Annotated in this window: 16 protein-coding genes; 7 read left to right on the forward strand and 9 right to left on the reverse strand. The window is 63.3% G+C overall.

Annotated elements, in window-relative coordinates:
• Window position 1 precedes the first annotated feature (1 nt).
• Entirely contained in the window at window positions 2–481 is a 480-nt protein-coding gene (locus V1288_RS28565) for a carboxymuconolactone decarboxylase family protein (protein WP_334360197.1), read from the reverse strand.
• Between the two features lie 165 nt (window positions 482–646).
• On the opposite strand from V1288_RS28565, the gene V1288_RS28570 reads away from it, so the two are divergent.
• The gene (locus V1288_RS28570; protein ID WP_334360198.1) at window positions 647–1,879 is read left to right on the forward strand and encodes a lytic murein transglycosylase; all 1,233 of its coding nucleotides are present in this window, start codon (window positions 647–649) and stop codon (window positions 1,877–1,879) included.
• Here the strand turns inward: V1288_RS28570 and V1288_RS28575 are convergent.
• From V1288_RS28575 to recJ, 3 genes are read right to left on the reverse strand one after another with little or no spacing between them, the layout of a single operon-like run.
• Window positions 1,876–2,307 carry an NUDIX hydrolase gene (locus V1288_RS28575; protein ID WP_334360199.1) on the reverse strand — a complete coding sequence of 144 codons (432 nt, stop codon included), beginning with the start codon at window positions 2,305–2,307 and terminating at the stop codon, window positions 1,876–1,878. The genes V1288_RS28570 and V1288_RS28575 overlap by 4 nt on opposite strands.
• Before the next feature lie 4 nt (window positions 2,308–2,311).
• Window positions 2,312–3,121 (reverse strand): glucose 1-dehydrogenase, encoded by an 810-nt coding sequence (locus tag V1288_RS28580; RefSeq protein ID WP_334360200.1) that lies wholly within the window; start codon window positions 3,119–3,121, stop codon window positions 2,312–2,314.
• A gap of 34 nt (window positions 3,122–3,155) precedes the next feature.
• Window positions 3,156–4,997, reverse strand: coding sequence for a single-stranded-DNA-specific exonuclease RecJ (gene recJ / locus V1288_RS28585; RefSeq protein WP_334360201.1), 1,842 nt, complete (start codon window positions 4,995–4,997; stop codon window positions 3,156–3,158).
• Between the two features lie 309 nt (window positions 4,998–5,306).
• On the opposite strand from recJ, the gene V1288_RS28590 reads away from it, so the two are divergent.
• The 3 genes from V1288_RS28590 (at window position 5,307) to V1288_RS28600 (ending at window position 7,018) form a co-directional block, all read left to right on the forward strand.
• Entirely contained in the window at window positions 5,307–6,401 is a 1,095-nt protein-coding gene (locus tag V1288_RS28590; RefSeq protein WP_334360202.1) for a methyl-accepting chemotaxis protein, read from the forward strand.
• 99 nt (window positions 6,402–6,500) lie between these two features.
• Entirely contained in the window at window positions 6,501–6,728 is a 228-nt protein-coding gene (locus V1288_RS28595; RefSeq protein WP_334360203.1) for a hypothetical protein, read from the forward strand.
• Window positions 6,725–7,018 carry a type II toxin-antitoxin system RelE/ParE family toxin gene (locus tag V1288_RS28600; RefSeq protein WP_334360204.1) on the forward strand — a complete coding sequence of 98 codons (294 nt, stop codon included), beginning with the start codon at window positions 6,725–6,727 and terminating at the stop codon, window positions 7,016–7,018. Before V1288_RS28595 ends, V1288_RS28600 begins: the two co-directional genes overlap by 4 nt.
• A 59-nt stretch (window positions 7,019–7,077) precedes the next feature.
• Here the strand turns inward: V1288_RS28600 and V1288_RS28605 are convergent, their stop codons facing one another.
• From V1288_RS28605 to V1288_RS28625, 5 genes are all read right to left on the reverse strand, one after another.
• A complete protein-coding gene (locus tag V1288_RS28605) occupies window positions 7,078–7,797 on the reverse strand; it encodes a haloacid dehalogenase type II (RefSeq protein WP_334360205.1) in 720 nt (239 codons plus the stop codon).
• Window positions 7,798–7,900: 103 nt separating this feature from the next.
• Window positions 7,901–8,899 carry a class II fructose-bisphosphatase gene (gene glpX, locus V1288_RS28610; protein ID WP_334360206.1) on the reverse strand — a complete coding sequence of 333 codons (999 nt, stop codon included), beginning with the start codon at window positions 8,897–8,899 and terminating at the stop codon, window positions 7,901–7,903.
• A gap of 79 nt (window positions 8,900–8,978) precedes the next feature.
• Window positions 8,979–10,298 (reverse strand): homoserine dehydrogenase, encoded by a 1,320-nt coding sequence (locus tag V1288_RS28615; protein WP_334360207.1) that lies wholly within the window; start codon window positions 10,296–10,298, stop codon window positions 8,979–8,981.
• Between the two features lie 27 nt (window positions 10,299–10,325).
• Window positions 10,326–11,546: an LL-diaminopimelate aminotransferase gene (locus tag V1288_RS28620; RefSeq protein WP_334360208.1), complete on the reverse strand. Its 1,221-nt coding sequence runs from the start codon at window positions 11,544–11,546 to the stop codon at window positions 10,326–10,328.
• Between the two features lie 279 nt (window positions 11,547–11,825).
• Window positions 11,826–12,122: a hypothetical protein gene (locus tag V1288_RS28625; RefSeq protein ID WP_334360209.1), complete on the reverse strand. Its 297-nt coding sequence runs from the start codon at window positions 12,120–12,122 to the stop codon at window positions 11,826–11,828.
• Between the two features lie 297 nt (window positions 12,123–12,419).
• Between V1288_RS28625 and V1288_RS28630 the strand changes: the two genes are divergently transcribed.
• The 3 genes from V1288_RS28630 (at window position 12,420) to V1288_RS28640 (ending at window position 15,700) form a co-directional block, all read left to right on the forward strand.
• A complete protein-coding gene (locus tag V1288_RS28630; RefSeq protein ID WP_334360210.1) occupies window positions 12,420–14,225 on the forward strand; it encodes a PHA/PHB synthase family protein in 1,806 nt (601 codons plus the stop codon).
• Window positions 14,226–14,295: 70 nt separating this feature from the next.
• Window positions 14,296–14,694 (forward strand): MAPEG family protein, encoded by a 399-nt coding sequence (locus V1288_RS28635; RefSeq protein WP_334360211.1) that lies wholly within the window; start codon window positions 14,296–14,298, stop codon window positions 14,692–14,694.
• A gap of 133 nt (window positions 14,695–14,827) precedes the next feature.
• A complete protein-coding gene (locus V1288_RS28640) occupies window positions 14,828–15,700 on the forward strand; it encodes an ornithine carbamoyltransferase (RefSeq protein ID WP_334360212.1) in 873 nt (290 codons plus the stop codon).
• Window positions 15,701–15,717: the final 17 nt, after the last annotated feature.

The following is a 15,717-nucleotide window of genomic DNA, read 5'->3' on the forward strand; positions in this document are numbered from 1 at the left end:
CTTACGAAGCCGCCGCGCCCACAGCCTGCTTCCGCGCCGGCGGCGTCCAGCGAAACGCCGCACCGAATCTGTTCCAGACATTGATCGAGGCAACCGCGGAAGTGAGATAGGCGAGCTCCTTCTCGGAGAATTCGCGGCTCGCCTCCGCATAAACCTCGTCGCTGACGCCCTCGCCGAGCAAGGTCAGCGCCTCCGTCCAGGCCAGTGCCGCCCGCTCGCGCTGCGAGAACTGCGGTGCCTCGCGCCAGACCACCACGAGGTTGAGTTTGTCGGTGGGCACGCCGAGCTTCTCGCTCTCCAGGATGTGATACTGCACGCAGAAGGCGCAGCCGTTGATCTGCGAGGCGCGCAGCTTGATCAGCTCGAGCAACTGCTTGTCCATGCCAGCCTTGCCCGCGACCTGGCTGAGCGCCAGCACGGCCTCATAGGCGTCAGGTGTCAGCGCCATGAAGTCTCTGTATTCCTTGCGGGCGTGCGACATTCTTGCTGCCTTCCGTTGTCAGTACTCTGCTTGATTATAAGAGACCCCGCACCCCGTCCATGGCCAAGCGCTCCAGCAAAAATTGCCGCGGGTTCTCCCGAAAAAGCCGGTTCCCGCGGCGTCATGGCTTTTGGCGCTGGCCCGCCCCGCCGCTAGAATGCGGGCATGAAACAGCCTGATTCCAAGACTGCCCCGACCCGCCGCGCCGTGCTGCAAGGCGGCCTTGGCGCCGGCGTCCTGCTCGCGACGGGACTTCCGACATTTGCAGCGCCGGCCGGCTTCGATCAGTGGCGCGACAATTTTCGCGCGCGCGCACTCGCAAAAGGCATTTCGGACGCGACCTGGACGCGGGTGATGGGCCGCATCGAGCCCGACATGAGCGTGTTCCGGCAGATGCAGAAACAGCCGGAGTTTCACGAGCAGATCTGGCAATACATCAACCGCCGCGTCTCGGACTGGCGCATCATCAACGGCCGCGAAGCGTTGAAGAAGCACGAGGCGCTGTTCGCGCGGATCGAGCAGGATTTTGGTGTCGAGCGCGGCACGCTGCTGGCGCTGTGGGGCGTTGAATCGGCCTATGGCGATCCGCTGGTGCAGCAGAATCATATGCGCCCGATCTTTCCCGCGCTCGCAGCATTGGCCTGGAACGAGCCGCGCCGTCGCGCCTATTGGGAAACCGAGCTGATCAACGCGCTGAAAATCGTCGACCGCGGCTGGGGCACGCCGGAGGAAATGCGCGGCTCCTGGGCCGGCGCGATGGGCCATACGCAATGGATGCCCGAAGTCTGGCTCAATGTCGGCATGGACTACGACAAGGACGGCCGCGTCTCGCCGTTCGGCAAGCCCGACGACGCGCTCGGCTCCAGCGCGCGCTATCTGCTCAACCGCGGCAAGTATCACCGCGGCGAACACTGGGGCTATGAAGTCCGCAGCTCCGGAGGCTCTTCGAGCGGCAGCCGGACCTATGCGGCATGGACCAGCGCCGGCGTCACCCGCGCTGACGGCAAGCCGTTCCCGCAGCCGAATGCGTCGGCGCAGATGTGGGTGCCGGTCGCCGGCGGACCTTCGTTCCTGCTGGGCCCGAACTTCTATTCGGTAAAAAGCTACAATCCGTCGATGAACTACGCGCTGGCGATCTGCCATCTCGGCGACCGCATCTTGGGCGCGCCGCCCTTCATCCAGCCCTTCCCCGGCTCCGAACGCGCGCTGACGCTCGCCGAGGTGCAGGAGGTCCAGACGCGGCTGACAAAGGCCGGCTTCGACACCGGCGGCACTGACGGCCGCGTCGGCAACGACACGATGAAGGCGGTCAAGGATTATCAGACCAAGACGGGACTATTGCCGGCGGATGGCTATGGCGGCCTGAAGGTGTTGGCGCGGTTGAGGCAGGGTGGCTAGCTCGTCGCCTCTCCCGTCAAAGCTTGGTGGGCGAACAGCGGATAATCGCAATCGACGATGTTGGTCAGCAGACGCATTTCGCTGACGCTGAACCATTTCACCTCCGTATGTTCATCACAGATGTTGGTCGGCTCACCGCCTTTCCACTTTGTAACGGCATACACATAGTGTAGCGCGTCCCCATAAGTTTCTGGCTGCCGCTCCCGAACCATTGCGATTTGCTTGAATTCAGTTGGAGTTACGCCGACTTCTTCCTGAACCTCACGCACGAGGGCTTCATCAAGGCTCTCGCCGGCCTCAACGCGGCCGCCAATCGTATCCCAATGGCCGGGCCATACTTTCTTCCAGGGCGCCCGCAAGCCGAGAAGTACTTGGCCGTCTTCGCCGACGAACAGCGCTCCTACAGTCTGGACAATCTGGTCCTGCATTTTTCTAGACCCTGCGCGCTACCCCGCCCGCGTTCATGCCGCCATCGATGACGAGTTCCGTCCCGGTCACGTAGCGCGAGGCATCGGACGCAAGATACAACACGCCCTGAGCGATCTCGATGGCCTGCCCGGCGCGGCCGAGCGGCGTGGCAAGTTTCGCACGCTCCTCGGGATCGATCGGCGCGTTCTGCCCACTGCCCCCGGCTCCCGCCGGGATCTTGCTCCAGATCGGCGTATCGATGATGCCGGGATGCACCGAGTTGACGCGGATGCCGTCGCCAAACGTGGCGCATTCCATTGCGATCGACTTGGCGAACAGCCGGACACCGCCCTTGGTCGCGGAGTAACCGGAAAGACCGGCCGCGCCGCGCAGGCCCGCCAGCGACGACATCATGATGACGGAGCCGCCGCCGGTCTTGCGCATCGCCGGCAAGCAGTGTTTCACCGAGAGAAACACGCCGTCGAGATTGATCGCGGTCTGCCGGCGCCAGTCCGCCAGCGACATCTCGGTGATCGACGGCACCGAGATGCCGATGCCGGCGTTCGAGACCAGCACGTCGAGCCGGCCGTAGCGCTTCACGACATCGGCCACGACCTCGATCCAGCGTTCCTCGCTGGTGACGTCGTGATGCCAAAAGCTCGCCTCCTGGCCGGCCTTCTTGATCCGCGCAACCACCTCGGGACCTTTCAAATCATCTACGTCGGTGACGGCAACCGAGGCGCCTTCGCGCGCCAGCAATTCGGAAACCGCTTCTCCAATGCCGGATGCGCCGCCCGTCACCAGCGCGACCTTGCCCTCAACCTGCCCTGCCATTTCTGCTCCCGCTGTTTTGTTCTTGGTTGTCGAATTACCTGATCACCGCCGGCCCCGGGTCCGGCACCGCGACATCGACGACGCGCAACTGCACCCGCTCCGACCCCTGATAACGATCGACCGCGAGCGTAGCAGCCACATGCAGTGGCTGGCCGCGGTTCTGCGTCAGCGCGTGGCCGAGCTTCTGGCCGACCGATCGAAACGCGATGCCGTTGACGATGGCGCCGTCGCCCGCCTTGAAGCGCACGCGCAGATGCGCCTGCCCGACTTCATCGGCATAGACGAGCTGATGCGCCGGCAGCGCGATCACGGGCTCCGGATTGGCGGCCCCGAACGGCCCGGCGCGGTTTAGCATGTTGGCGAATTCCACCGTCACGCTGCGCGCGCTCACCGCGCCGTCGATGAACAGCTCGTTCTCGTGACGGGAATTGGCGACGTCTTCGGCCAGTGCGCTTTCCATGAAGGCGCGAAACTCCGCGAGCTTGTCTTTCCGCAGCGTCACGCCGGCGGCCATGGCGTGGCCGCCGCCCTTCATCAGCAGTTTTTCCTTCACCGCCTGCCGCACGGCTTTTCCGAGATCGACGCCCGAGATCGAGCGGCCCGAGCCGGTGCCGATGCCGCCCGGCTCCAGCGCAATGGCAAAGGCGGGGCGCGCAAATTTCTCCTTCAGCCGCGACGCCACCAGCCCGACGATGCCGGGATGCCAACCTTCGGACGCCGTGACGATGACCGCGCCCTTGTCTTCCAGCCCGAGCGACGCCAGCGCCTCCGCCTCGGCCTGCGCTTCCGCCGCCTGCTCGATGATGCGGCGCTCGCTGTTGAGCCGGTCGAGTTCGGCCGCGATTCGTGCCGCTTCCGAGATGTCGCCTTCCAGAAGCAGCCGCACGCCTAAATCGGCGCGCCCGATCCGGCCACCCGCATTGATGCGCGGCCCCAGCATGAAGCCGAGGTGCCAGGCTTCGGGCGGGCCGTTCAGCCGCGCCACATCCATCAGCGCGGTATGGCCGATATGGTCGCGGCGGCGCATCGCGATCAGGCCCTTGGCGACGAAGGCGCGGTTGAGCCCGGTCAGGGGCGCGACATCGGCGACGGTGCCGAGCGCCACATGGTGCAGCATGCCGAGCAAATCAGGCTCCGGCCGTTCGGCATTCCAGAAGCCGCGGCCGCGCAATTCCCGGTTCACCGCCACCAGCGTGATCAGCACGAGACCGACCGCGGCGAGATGGCCCAGCCCCGAAAGGTCGTCGGGCCGGTTCGGGTTCACCAGCGCATCGACCTCGGGCAACTCTTCCGCCGTCTGGTGGTGGTCGATGACGACGACCGACATGCCGAGCTTCCGTGCTTCCGCCAGCGGCTCGACGCTGGTGGTGCCGCAATCGACGGTCACCAGCAGCGTGGCGCCCTTCCCCGCCAGTGCACGCACCGCCTCGACGTTGGGCCCATAGCCCTCGAAGATGCGGTCGGGAATGTGGATCAGCGGATCGAGCCCGCAATGGCGCAAATGCCAGGCGAGCAGCGCCGCCGAGGTCGCACCGTCGACGTCGTAGTCGCCGAAGATCGCGACCTTCTCGCCGCGCGTGGCCGCGTCCGCGATGCGCTTGGCCGCCGTCTCCATCGCTGTCACGGTGTGGGGATCGGGCATCAATTTGCGGATGGTGGGATCGAGGAAATCCTCGACCTCGTCGATCCCGACCTCGCGGCCCGCCAGCACGCGCGCCAACATTTCCGGCAACTGGTAGCGCTGCGTGATCGCCAGCGCCCGCGCCGTCCCCCTGGCGTCGAGCCGATCGCGCCACAATTTGCCGGTCGCCGACCGCAACACGCCGAGAAACGCCGGCGGCAGTTCAACAGGCAGTGCGGATGCGGGAAGCGTCATGATTCCTTCGAGTGATAGGGAAAAAGCCGCCGGTCGGCAAACCGGGACCATGGCGTGGTGCGGGATTCCGCCGCGAATTGCCGCGGCCAAGCCGACACAATCCCGGCCGCGCCGGCTTTGAGTCTATGCCGATAAAAACGACTTGCACAAAGAAGATGCAACTTGTCCCCGCAATACTACCCGCGGGAGGCAGAAATTAAACCAATCGTTAGCCATGATCCCCGACAAAGGAGTCCAACACGCTTCCGTTGAGTCTCCGCCGATCCGCAGAAGACCGGCAACCGCACAAAGACTGAGGAATTCCCGCCAATGTCCGTCGCGCTTCGCTCTCAGACCGCAACGTTCGCCAAACAGTCGGCCAGTTCAGCGGGCACCGAGGATGAAGCCGACGTTTCCGCGCTGATCGCCAGATTGACCGCCGAGGTCAACCAGGTTGCCTGCGAGAAGACCAAGTCGATCCAGAAGATCACCAACCAGATGAAGATGCTGGCGCTGAACGCGCTGATCGAGAGCTCGCGCGCCGGCGCCCAGGGCGCGGGCTTTGCCGTGGTGGCACAGGAAGTCCGCAATGTCGGCCAGCAGGTCGAGACCATCGCGCGCGAGCTTGAAAGCCAGCTCACCAACCGGACCGGCAATCTGATGAACTCGATCGCGCAGATGGCCGACCGCTCGCGCGGCGAGCGCATGGTCGATCTGTCGCTGAACGCCATCGAGCTGATCGACCGCAACCTCTATGAGCGCACCTGCGACGTGCGCTGGTGGGCGACCGACTCCGCCGTCGTCGATTGCGCAGCGGCGCCGGAGGCCGCGGCCGTCGCGCACGCGTCGGAACGGATGGCCGTGATCCTCGGCGCCTACACCGTCTATCTCGATCTCTGGCTGTGCGATCTCGACGGCAATGTGCGAGCCAACGGCCGCGCCGATCGCTTTGGCGTCGTGGGCCAGAATGTGGCGTCGACAAAATGGTTTCGCGCCGCGCGCGCCTTGCGCTCCGGCGACGACTACGCCGTCGGCGACGTCGAATGCCAGCCTTTGCTCGGCAACGCCCAGGTCGTGACCTATTGCGCCAGCGTTCGCGCCGATGGCAAGGCGAACGGCAAACCGACCGGCGTGCTCGCGGTTCATTTCGACTGGGAGCCGCAGGCCCGCGCCATCGTGCAAGGCGTGCGCGTCGGCGCCGCCGACAAGGCCCGCGTGCTGCTGGTCGATTCGAATTTCCGGGTGATCGCGGCATCCGACGGCCAGGGCCTGCTCACCGAGCGCGTCTCGCTTCCACTGGAAGGCCGGCGCTCCGGCTTCCATCAGGACCGCTCCGGCGCGCTGGTCGCGTTCCATGCGACGCCGGGGTACGAGACGTATAGAGGTCTCGGCTGGTTCGGTGTGATTCAGAGCGGGGCGGGATAGGCTGCGGCGGCAATGCATCGTAGCGTCAAGGCACAATAAGACGCAAACATTTCCCTTGAAATCCTTCCTTCTCGCTCGGGAAACGCCTATCTTTCAACCATGACCAAACTGCTTGAACATGCGGTCGACAGCGTACGCGCTCTCCCCCCCGAGGTGCAGGACGAACTTGCGCGCCTGCTTTTACAGGTAGCCGGCGAAGAGCAACCCGTTATTCTGTTGACGTCCGAGGAACGCGCCGACCTCGCCGAAGCAGATGCCGAGATCGCGCGGGGTGAGTTCGCCACGGACGAACAGATGCGTTCGATCCTGGCAAAGCGCACTGTGTGAGGTTGCGCGTCACAAGGCGCGCGGCGATGCAGATCGAGAAGGCGCTTGACTATATCGAGGCGGAATCGCCCCAAGGGGCAAACCATGTTCGCGAGCGGATTCAAGCCCTTTTCCATTTGTTGGCTCAGCATCCACACGCCGGGCAAGCGACCGACCTTCCAGGCGTGCGCCGCCTCACTCTCAGCCCTTATCCCTATCTGATCTTTTACCGCGTCACCAATGGCGAGGTAATCGTTCAGCGCATGCGCCACACATCGCGTCGATCTCGCTCCGCGTCGGGCGCGCGATAACGTGCCGGCCCCGCAGTGCGTCGTGAAAAACGCTGGGCCGTGCCCGGAACTGAGCCGCCTCAGCACCCCAACCGATCAGCGATCCCACCAAAATCCTTGGCGACGATGTCCCAATCGCCCTTGGCCTCGAAATCATATTTCTGGTGCGGGCCATATTCGCTCGGACGCGCGACGAAGGCGGTCTTGAGGCCGAGCTTCTGTGCCGCTTTCAGATCGTTATTGTGGGCGGCGACCATCATCACCTGCTCCGGCGGCAGGCAAAGCAGTTTGGCGGCGCCGAGATAGGTTTCGGGATCGGGCTTGTAGTGCTCGAACAGTTCCGCCGACATGACGAGGTCCCACGGCAGGCCGGCGAACTTCGCCATGTTGGTCAAGAGCGCGACGTTGCCGTTGGAGAGCGGCGAGATGATGTATTTCTTCTTCAGCCGCGTCAGGCCGGGCACGCTGTCGGGCCACGGATGCAGGCGGTGCCAACCCATGGTGAGGTGGTGCAGATCGGCGTCGCTCAAGCCTTGAATCGAAAACTGCGCCACCAGTTTTTCCAGCGATTGCCGGTGCAACGTATCCAGGATCTGATAGCCGCGTTCGGGATGCTTGCGCACTTCGTCCATCGAGGCGGCATAGACCGCACGCCAGCCATCCACCAGGGCGGTCCAGTCAGCCTCGATGCCCGATGTCTCCGACCATTTGGTGAAATCGTTGATGAGGCTGGTGCGCCAGTCGACGACGGTGCCGAACACGTCGAACACCAGCGCCTTCACTGCGGAAATGTCGGACATGCGAGCCTCCCGTTGCCGTCATTCCGGGGCGCGAAGCGAACCCGGAATCTCGAGGTTCCGGGTTCGACGCTTCGCGCCGCCCCGGAACGACGAGGGACATCCCTCAATCCAGATGAAATTTATCCAACTGCCGGTGCTCGGCCTTGATGTAGCGCACCGTGCCGGTGACCGAGCGCATCACCACCGTTTCGGTCTCGATCACATCCTTGCGAAATTTGACGCCCGTCAGCAGCGAGCCCGTGGTGACGCCGGTTGCGGCAAACAGGCAGTCGCCCCGCACCATGTCCTCGATGCCGTAGATCATCTTCGGATCGGTCACGCCCATCTTGTGCGCGCGGTCGCGCTTCTCGTCGCTGTCGAGGATCAGCCGGCACTGCATCTGGCCGCCGATGCAGCGCAGCGCAGCTGCGGCCAGCACGCCCTCGGGCGCGCCGCCGGTGCCGATATACATGTCGACGCCGGTGTTATCAGGATCGGCGCAATGGATCACGCCGGCCACGTCACCGTCGGTGATCAGCCGCACCGCGGCGCCGGTCGAGCGGATGCCGGCGATGATATCGGCGTGGCGCGGGCGATCGAGCACCAGCACCGTGATCGCGGCGGGCTCGACGCCCTTGGCCTTGGCAAGCCGGCGGACATTGTCGGCGGGCGACGCGTCGAGCTCGACCACGCCCTTGGTGTAGCCCGGGCCGACCGCGAGCTTCTGCATGTAGACGTCGGGCGCATGCAACAGCGTGCCGCCATCGGCCATCGCCATGGTCGCGATCGCGCCCGGCATGTTCTTGGCGCAGAGCGTGGTGCCTTCCAGCGGGTCGACCGCGATGTCGACCTGGGGGCCTGCGTTCAGCCCGACCTTCTCGCCGATGAACAGCATCGGCGCCTCGTCGCGCTCGCCCTCGCCGATCACGACGGTGCCTTCGATCGGCAGCTTGTTCAGTTCGCGGCGCATCGCGTCGACCGCGGCCTGGTCGGCGGCCTTCTCCTGGCCGTGGCCACGCAGCCGCGCGGCCGAAACCGCCGCACGTTCCGTCACCCGCACGATTTCAAGCGTCAGAATGCGTTCAAGCAGCAATTGCGGCGGAACGGAAATATGGGTCGACATCGGCTTACTCCTTTAAACCTGCACGGGCCTCTCGGTCCGCAAATCAATCGTTTGGCGCGCGATCCGTTCGGATCCCGCGTCAGTTCTTTTCGATCCGTATCACCTGCGGCCGGCCGCTGATCACCTTGTCGCGCTGTACCGCTTCTAGCGCACGATACACCGCATCCTCTGATGTTGCGTAGGTAATCAGGATGACCGGAACCGGTGACGCTTTTTTTGTGGCGCCATTCAGGTCGACGCCCTCGGGATGGCGCTGCACGATCGATTCCAGCGAAATCTTCTGCTCGGCGAGGCGGGTGGCGATGGTGGCGGCGGTGCCGGCGAGATCGCGCGCCATCAGGCGGATGTAATAGCCGCCCTCGTGGCGCTCCATCGGTGCCTTGGTGGTGTCGCGCAGCCGCTCCACCGGGCGTCCGAAAGGTCTGGCGCGAATGCCGCGCGCCACATCGGCGATATCCGCAACGACGGCGGAAGCGGTGGCAGCACCTCCGGCGCCGGGTCCCACCAGCGTGATCGCGGGAATGCCTTCGCCGTCGATGGTCACCGCGTTGGTGACGCCCATTACCTGCGCGATCGAGGACGATTTCGGCACCATGGTCGGATGCACGCGCTGCTCAATGCCCTTTGCCGTGCGTACCGCGACACCAAGCAACTTGACGCGGTAGCCCAGTTCTTCGGCTGCACGCAGATCTTCCGGCGCGATCGAGGAAATGCCTTCGACATAAACCGCGCTCTGCGCCACCTTGGTGCCGAAGGCGAGGCTCGCCAGAATCGCAAGCTTCTGTGCAGTGTCATGGCCATCGACGTCAAAGGACGGATTGGCTTCGGCATAGCCCAGCCGCTGCGCGTCCTTCAGGCATTCGGCAAACGACAGGCCCTCCTGCTCCATCCGGGTCAGGATGTAATTGCAGGTGCCGTTGAGGATACCGTAGACGCGGTTGACCCCGGTGCCGGAAAGCCCCTCGCGAAGGGTCTTGATGACGGGAATGGCGGCGCCGACAGCGGCCTCGTAGTTGAGCGCGCCACCATGCTTCTCGGCAGCCTTCGCCAGCCGAATTCCGTGCTTGGCGATCAGCGCCTTGTTGGCGGTTACCACCGACTTGCCGGCCTTCAGCGCAGCCTCGATTGCCGACAGCGCCGGCTCGCCGGAGCCGCCCATCAGTTCGACGAAGCAATCGATGTTGGGATCAGAGGCCAGCGCCAGCGGGCTCTTGGCCCAGTCGACGCCGCGCAGGTCCAGCGAGCGCTTTTTCGCTTTCGAGCGCGCGGTGACGGCAACGACGCGCACGCCGCGCCCGCTGCGCTCGGACAGCATCCGCGACTGCTCTTCGATGAGGCGGACGACTTCGGCGCCAACAGTGCCGAGCCCCGCGATACCCACTTTCAGGGGTGCGACCATGAGTGAGAGAACCTGCAATAAAAGGAATTAGCGCCGGTTGGCGAGAGGAACCACGTTGTGCAACGTTTCAATGCCGCTTTCAAGGAAGCGGCGCACCCCGCGCGCGGCCTGGCGGATACGTTGCTCGTTTTCCACCATGGCGATGCGGACATAGCCTTCGCCATGCTCGCCGAAGGCGACGCCGGGCGAAACCACTACACCGGACTTCTCCACCATCAGGGTCGCGAACTGCATGCTACCGACGCTCTCGAAGGCCTTGGGCAGCGGCGCCCAGGCGAACATCGAGGCCTGCGGCGGCGGAATCTCCCAGCCCGCCCGGCCAAACGATTCGACCAGCGCGTCGCGCCGCTTACGGTAGGTGTCGCGCATTTCCTTGATGCAATCGTCCGGGCCGTTCAATGCTGCGGTAGCGGCCACCTGAATGGGCGTGAACGCGCCGTAGTCGAGGTAGGATTTCACCCGCGCCAGGGCTGCGATGATCCGCTCGTTGCCGACTGCAAAGCCCATGCGCCAGCCCGCCATCGAGAACGTTTTCGACATCGAGGTGAACTCGACGGTGACGTCCATCGCGCCGGGAACCTGCAGCACCGAGGGCGGCGGATTGTTGTCGTCGAAATAGACTTCGGCATAGGCCAGATCCGACAGAATGAAGATCTCGTGCTTCTTCGCGAACGCCACCAGATCCCTGTAGAAATCGAGGTCGGCGACATAGGCGGTCGGATTCGAGGGATAGCAGACGATCAGCGCAATCGGCTTCGGGATCGAATGGATGATCGCGCGTTCCACCGCTTCGAAAAATTGCGGCGTCGGTTCCGAAGGCACCGAGCGGATCACGCCGCCAGCCATCAGAAAGCCGAAGGCATGGATCGGATAGCTCGGATTGGGGCACAGCACGACGTCGCCGGGCGCGGTGATCGCCTGCGCCACATTGGCAAAGCCCTCCTTCGAGCCCAGCGTCGCCACGACCTGAGTGTCAGGATTGAGTTTTACGCCGAACCGCCGCCCGTAATAGGCGGCTTGCGCCTTGCGCAGGCCGTTGATGCCGCGCGAGGCCGAGTAGCGATCGGTCCGCGGTTTGCCCAGCGTCTCCTTTAGCTTCTCAAGCACATGCGGCGGCGTCGGCAGGTCCGGATTGCCCATGCCCATGTCGATGATGTCGGCGCCGGCGTTCCGCGCGGCCGCCTTGGCCTGGTTGACCTTTTCGAACACGTAAGGCGGCAGACGGCGGATGCGATAAAAATCTTCCATGGGACCCTTGCTCCGACAACCGGCAGGACAGAATCGGGGAACCTTCGCGGCTATCGAAACCGGAACCGGGCTTCGGTCAGAAGTCGCGCTCAATCAATGATTTAGAGCGAATTCAGGCGCGAGGTCCTTAAAGGCTCTGGACCCGCAATGCGGTTGAACTGGGTTCTTTTACCACGGGAGCCCGGCAGCGCCAGTTTTTATGGGTGTTTTCAGGCAAGGCCCGCGCCGGTCCAGGCCGACCGTTTCGCGCCAGAACAGCGCTTCAATACGACGGCCTTCTTACTTCTTGGCCGGCTTTGAAGGAGGGGTCGAGGCCGTCGCCTGACGGTCCCGGGCGGCCGTCAACTCTGACTGAATTTTAGCCAGTTCGGCCGGCTTCATCGCCTCCTCGTTGCGGTCCGGCGGCAGGTCATGCACCGGTAGATAGCCACCGGCTTCCTTCGGACGCTCGGGCGCGCCGGCCGGCACGCCAAGGCCCGGCATGTCCGCGATCTGGGTCGAGCAGCCGCCAAGCGCAAATGCCGACGCGAACAGCGCGGCAATCGACCACAGCCTTATCGTCCGCGTGACCGGCATCCGTTCCGAAAATCCCCAACTACCCAAGCGCAACGCGCGCAACCCGATCGCATCTATGCGGTGGTACGAGCTTTGCAACGCCAAGCCGTCCCGCGGCGTTGATTTCGCCCCAACCGTTCAAACCATTGTCGCCCGAAACGATTAAAGCCCAAACAGCAAATGTGACAGGTGCGGCTGCAATGTGTGCAATATGTCTGAACACGCAAACTTTATCGCAGTGCAACAGGGTTAACCCCAAACCCGCTGCCATCAATCCACGCGGTGACGAACGCGAAACGAAGCTATAGTGTCCTTGATATGAGCGACGTCAACACCGAAACCCAGGCTCCGAAGACCTTCAACGCCGAAGCCTTCGCCATGAACATCGCCAGGGCGATGGAGACGAGCGGCCAGGCGCTCGCGGCCTATCTCAAGCCGCGCGAGAATGGCGAACCGAAGGACAAGCCGCCCAGCGAAATCGGTGAAGTCATCAAGACGTTCACCAAGGTGGCGGAATACTGGCTGACGGATCAGCAACGCGCCGAAGACCTGCAGATCCGGATGGGCAAGGCCTATCTCGATCTCTGGGGCCAGGCGGCGCGCCGCATGGCCGGCGAAGCGGTCAAGCCCGCGATCGAGCCGTCGCCGCGCGACAAGCGTTTCAAGGATCCGGAGTGGAGATCGAACCAGTTTTTCGATTTCGTGCTGCAGCTCTATCTGCTCACCGCGCAATGGGCGCACGAACTGGTGAAGAACGCCGAAGGCGTCGACCCGCACACGCGCAAGAAGGCCGAGTTCTATGTGCAGCAGATCACCAACGCGATCGCGCCGTCGAATTTCGTTCTCACCAATCCCGAAGTGTTGCGCGAGACGCTGGCGTCCAGCGGCGACAACCTCGTGCGCGGCATGAGGATGCTGGCCGAGGACATCGAGGCCGGCCGCGGCACGCTGCGCATCCGCCAGTCCGACCCGTCGAATCTCGCTGTCGGCGTCAACATGGCGACGACGCCGGGCAAGGTGATCTTCCAGAACGAGCTGATGCAGCTTATCCAGTACACGCCGACCACGGAGACAGTGCTGCGCACCCCGCTCCTGATCGTGCCGCCCTGGATCAACAAGTTCTACATTCTCGATCTCAAGCCGGAAAAATCCTACGTCAAATGGTGCGTCGACCAGGGCATCACCGTGTTCGTGATCTCCTGGGTCAATCCGGACAAGGAGCTCGGCAAGAAAACCTTCGACGACTACATGAAGGAAGGCCCGCTCACCGCGATGGACGTCATCGAAAAGGTGACGGGCGAGATGAAGGTGCATACCGCAGGCTACTGCGTCGGCGGCACCCTGCTCGCCTCGACGCTGGCCTGGCTCGCCGAGAAGCGGCGCCAGCGCGTGACGTCTGCGACGTTCTTTGCGGCGCAGGTCGACTTCACCCATGCCGGCGATCTCTTGGTGTTCGTCGACGAGGACCAAATCTCGACGCTGGAGCGCGAGATGGAGGAAAGGGGCGTTCTCGAAGGCAGTAAGATGGCGATGGCCTTCAACATGCTGCGCTCCAACGATTTGATCTGGTCGTATGTCGTCAGCAACTATCTGAAGGGACAGGCGCCCTCCTCGTTCGACCTGCTGCACTGGAATTCCGACGCCACGCGGATGCCGGCGGCCAACCATTCCTATTACTTGCGCAACTGCTATCTGGAAAACCGGCTCTCCTCCGGCAGCATGGTGCTCGACAACACGCTGCTCGACCTGTCGAAGGTCAAGGTGCCCGTCTACAATCTGGCGACGCGCGAGGACCACATCGCGCCGGCGGACTCGGTGCTCTACGGTTCGCAGTTCTTCGGCGGCCCGGTCAAATATGTGCTGTCGGGGTCAGGCCACATCGCAGGCGTGGTCAACCCGCCGGCGGCGGGCAAGTACCAGTACTGGACCAACGACAACATCAGGGATGTCACGCTCGCCGACTGGATGAAGAACGCGACCGAACACAAGGGGTCGTGGTGGCCCGACTGGCTGCAATGGCTTGAAGGCCTCGACGCCGAGCGCGTCCCCGCGCGCGCCGTCGGCTCCGAGGAGATGCCGCCGATCGAGGACGCGCCCGGCAGCTACGTCAAGGTCCGCGCATAGCGCCGCCGCACGCGTTTCGCTATAATCAGCCGTCCCACGCCGGGATTCGAAATCGTTTGAGGGGAAACCAATGACGCGTGAATTGTTCTGGCTGACGCTGACCGTGATTTTGACCGGACTGATGTGGATCCCCTACATCATCAATCGCTGTCAGGTGCGCGGCCTCACAGGCGCCATGGCCAACCCCTCGCGCAACGACAAGCCGCATGCGGACTGGGCGACGCGGCTGATGTTCGCGCATGACAACGCGGTGGAGAATCTGATCATCTTCGCGCCGCTGGTCCTGATCCTCAACGCCGTCGACTATTCCGACAAATGGACTGTCTACGCCTGTGCGGTGTATTTCTGGGCCCGCGTCGCCCATCTGATCTTCTACACGCTCGGCCTGCCGATCTTCCGCACGCTGGCCTTCACCGTCGGCTTCCTGGCGCAGGCCGTGCTGGCGCTGGCGATCTTCAAGGTGGTGTGAGGCGACTAACCTCTCGGCAATCCATCTCCCTGCATCGTTATCCGGGGCGCCCAAGAGCGAACTACGGTGCGCAATTGCGCACCTGAGAATCTTGAGATTCCGGGCTGGGCTATAGCGAGCACCTGAGGCGAGAATGCGTATGGAATCCAACAAGGACTTTCTTGAATTCCACGGATTGCCAAAGGAAATCATCTTATCCCTCATCGATCGCGCTCGGTCGCTGGCGACAGCCTGGAACGATCGCGCCATGCCGCAGAGCTTGTCAGGCAAACGTGTTGCCCTCATTGCGGACGATAGCGGATGGAGAAATACGACTGCTTTTGATCTGGGCATACAGGCGATGGGTGGCCTCTGTGTCCAATCGCCAATCAAGTTCAACGTTCATGAAACTACGGCGGATCTAGCAAGGTACCTCGACAACTGGTTCGACATTTTGGTCATCCGCACCAAAGAGCTGTCGGTCTTGAAGGAACTCGCGTCAATTGCCAAAGCCGCGGTGGTAAATGCGAGAACGAGGTCCAATCACCCGTGCGAAACACTTGGCGATCTCGCCTACATCCAAAGCAAGAGAGGAACGCTTGAGGGAATGAAAGTCGTCGGCGTCGCTCCGGACGCGAACATACTCCGATCATGGGTAGAAGCTTCCATCTCGATGCCTATCCAGGTGAGACAGGTCTATCCGGAAAACTGGCACGTCAAAGACGCCTCACTATCGGGTCCAAACTTCGCTGCGTGTACCGACTTCGCAGAGCTGTTGGATGCGGATGTGATCGTTACCGACTCATGGCCAAGTGGGGCAAATGAAGAGCAGATGCTGGAATACCAGATCTCGACGTCTATTCTGGAGAAATGCCGTTCCGACGCCATTTTCCTACCCTGCCCGCCCGTTTCCAGGGGAAAGGAAGTCACCGCTGACGCAATGCGTCACCCAACTTGCCAGAGCGCCGCTGCAAAGGCTTATCTTCTGCACGCGCAAAACGCCCTGCTCGAATGGATCGTCACATAAGCCTTATCCGCCTGCGG

Origin of the sequence: Bradyrhizobium sp. AZCC 2176 (assembly GCF_036924645.1) — a bacterium.
Lineage (GTDB): Bacteria > Pseudomonadota > Alphaproteobacteria > Rhizobiales > Xanthobacteraceae > Bradyrhizobium.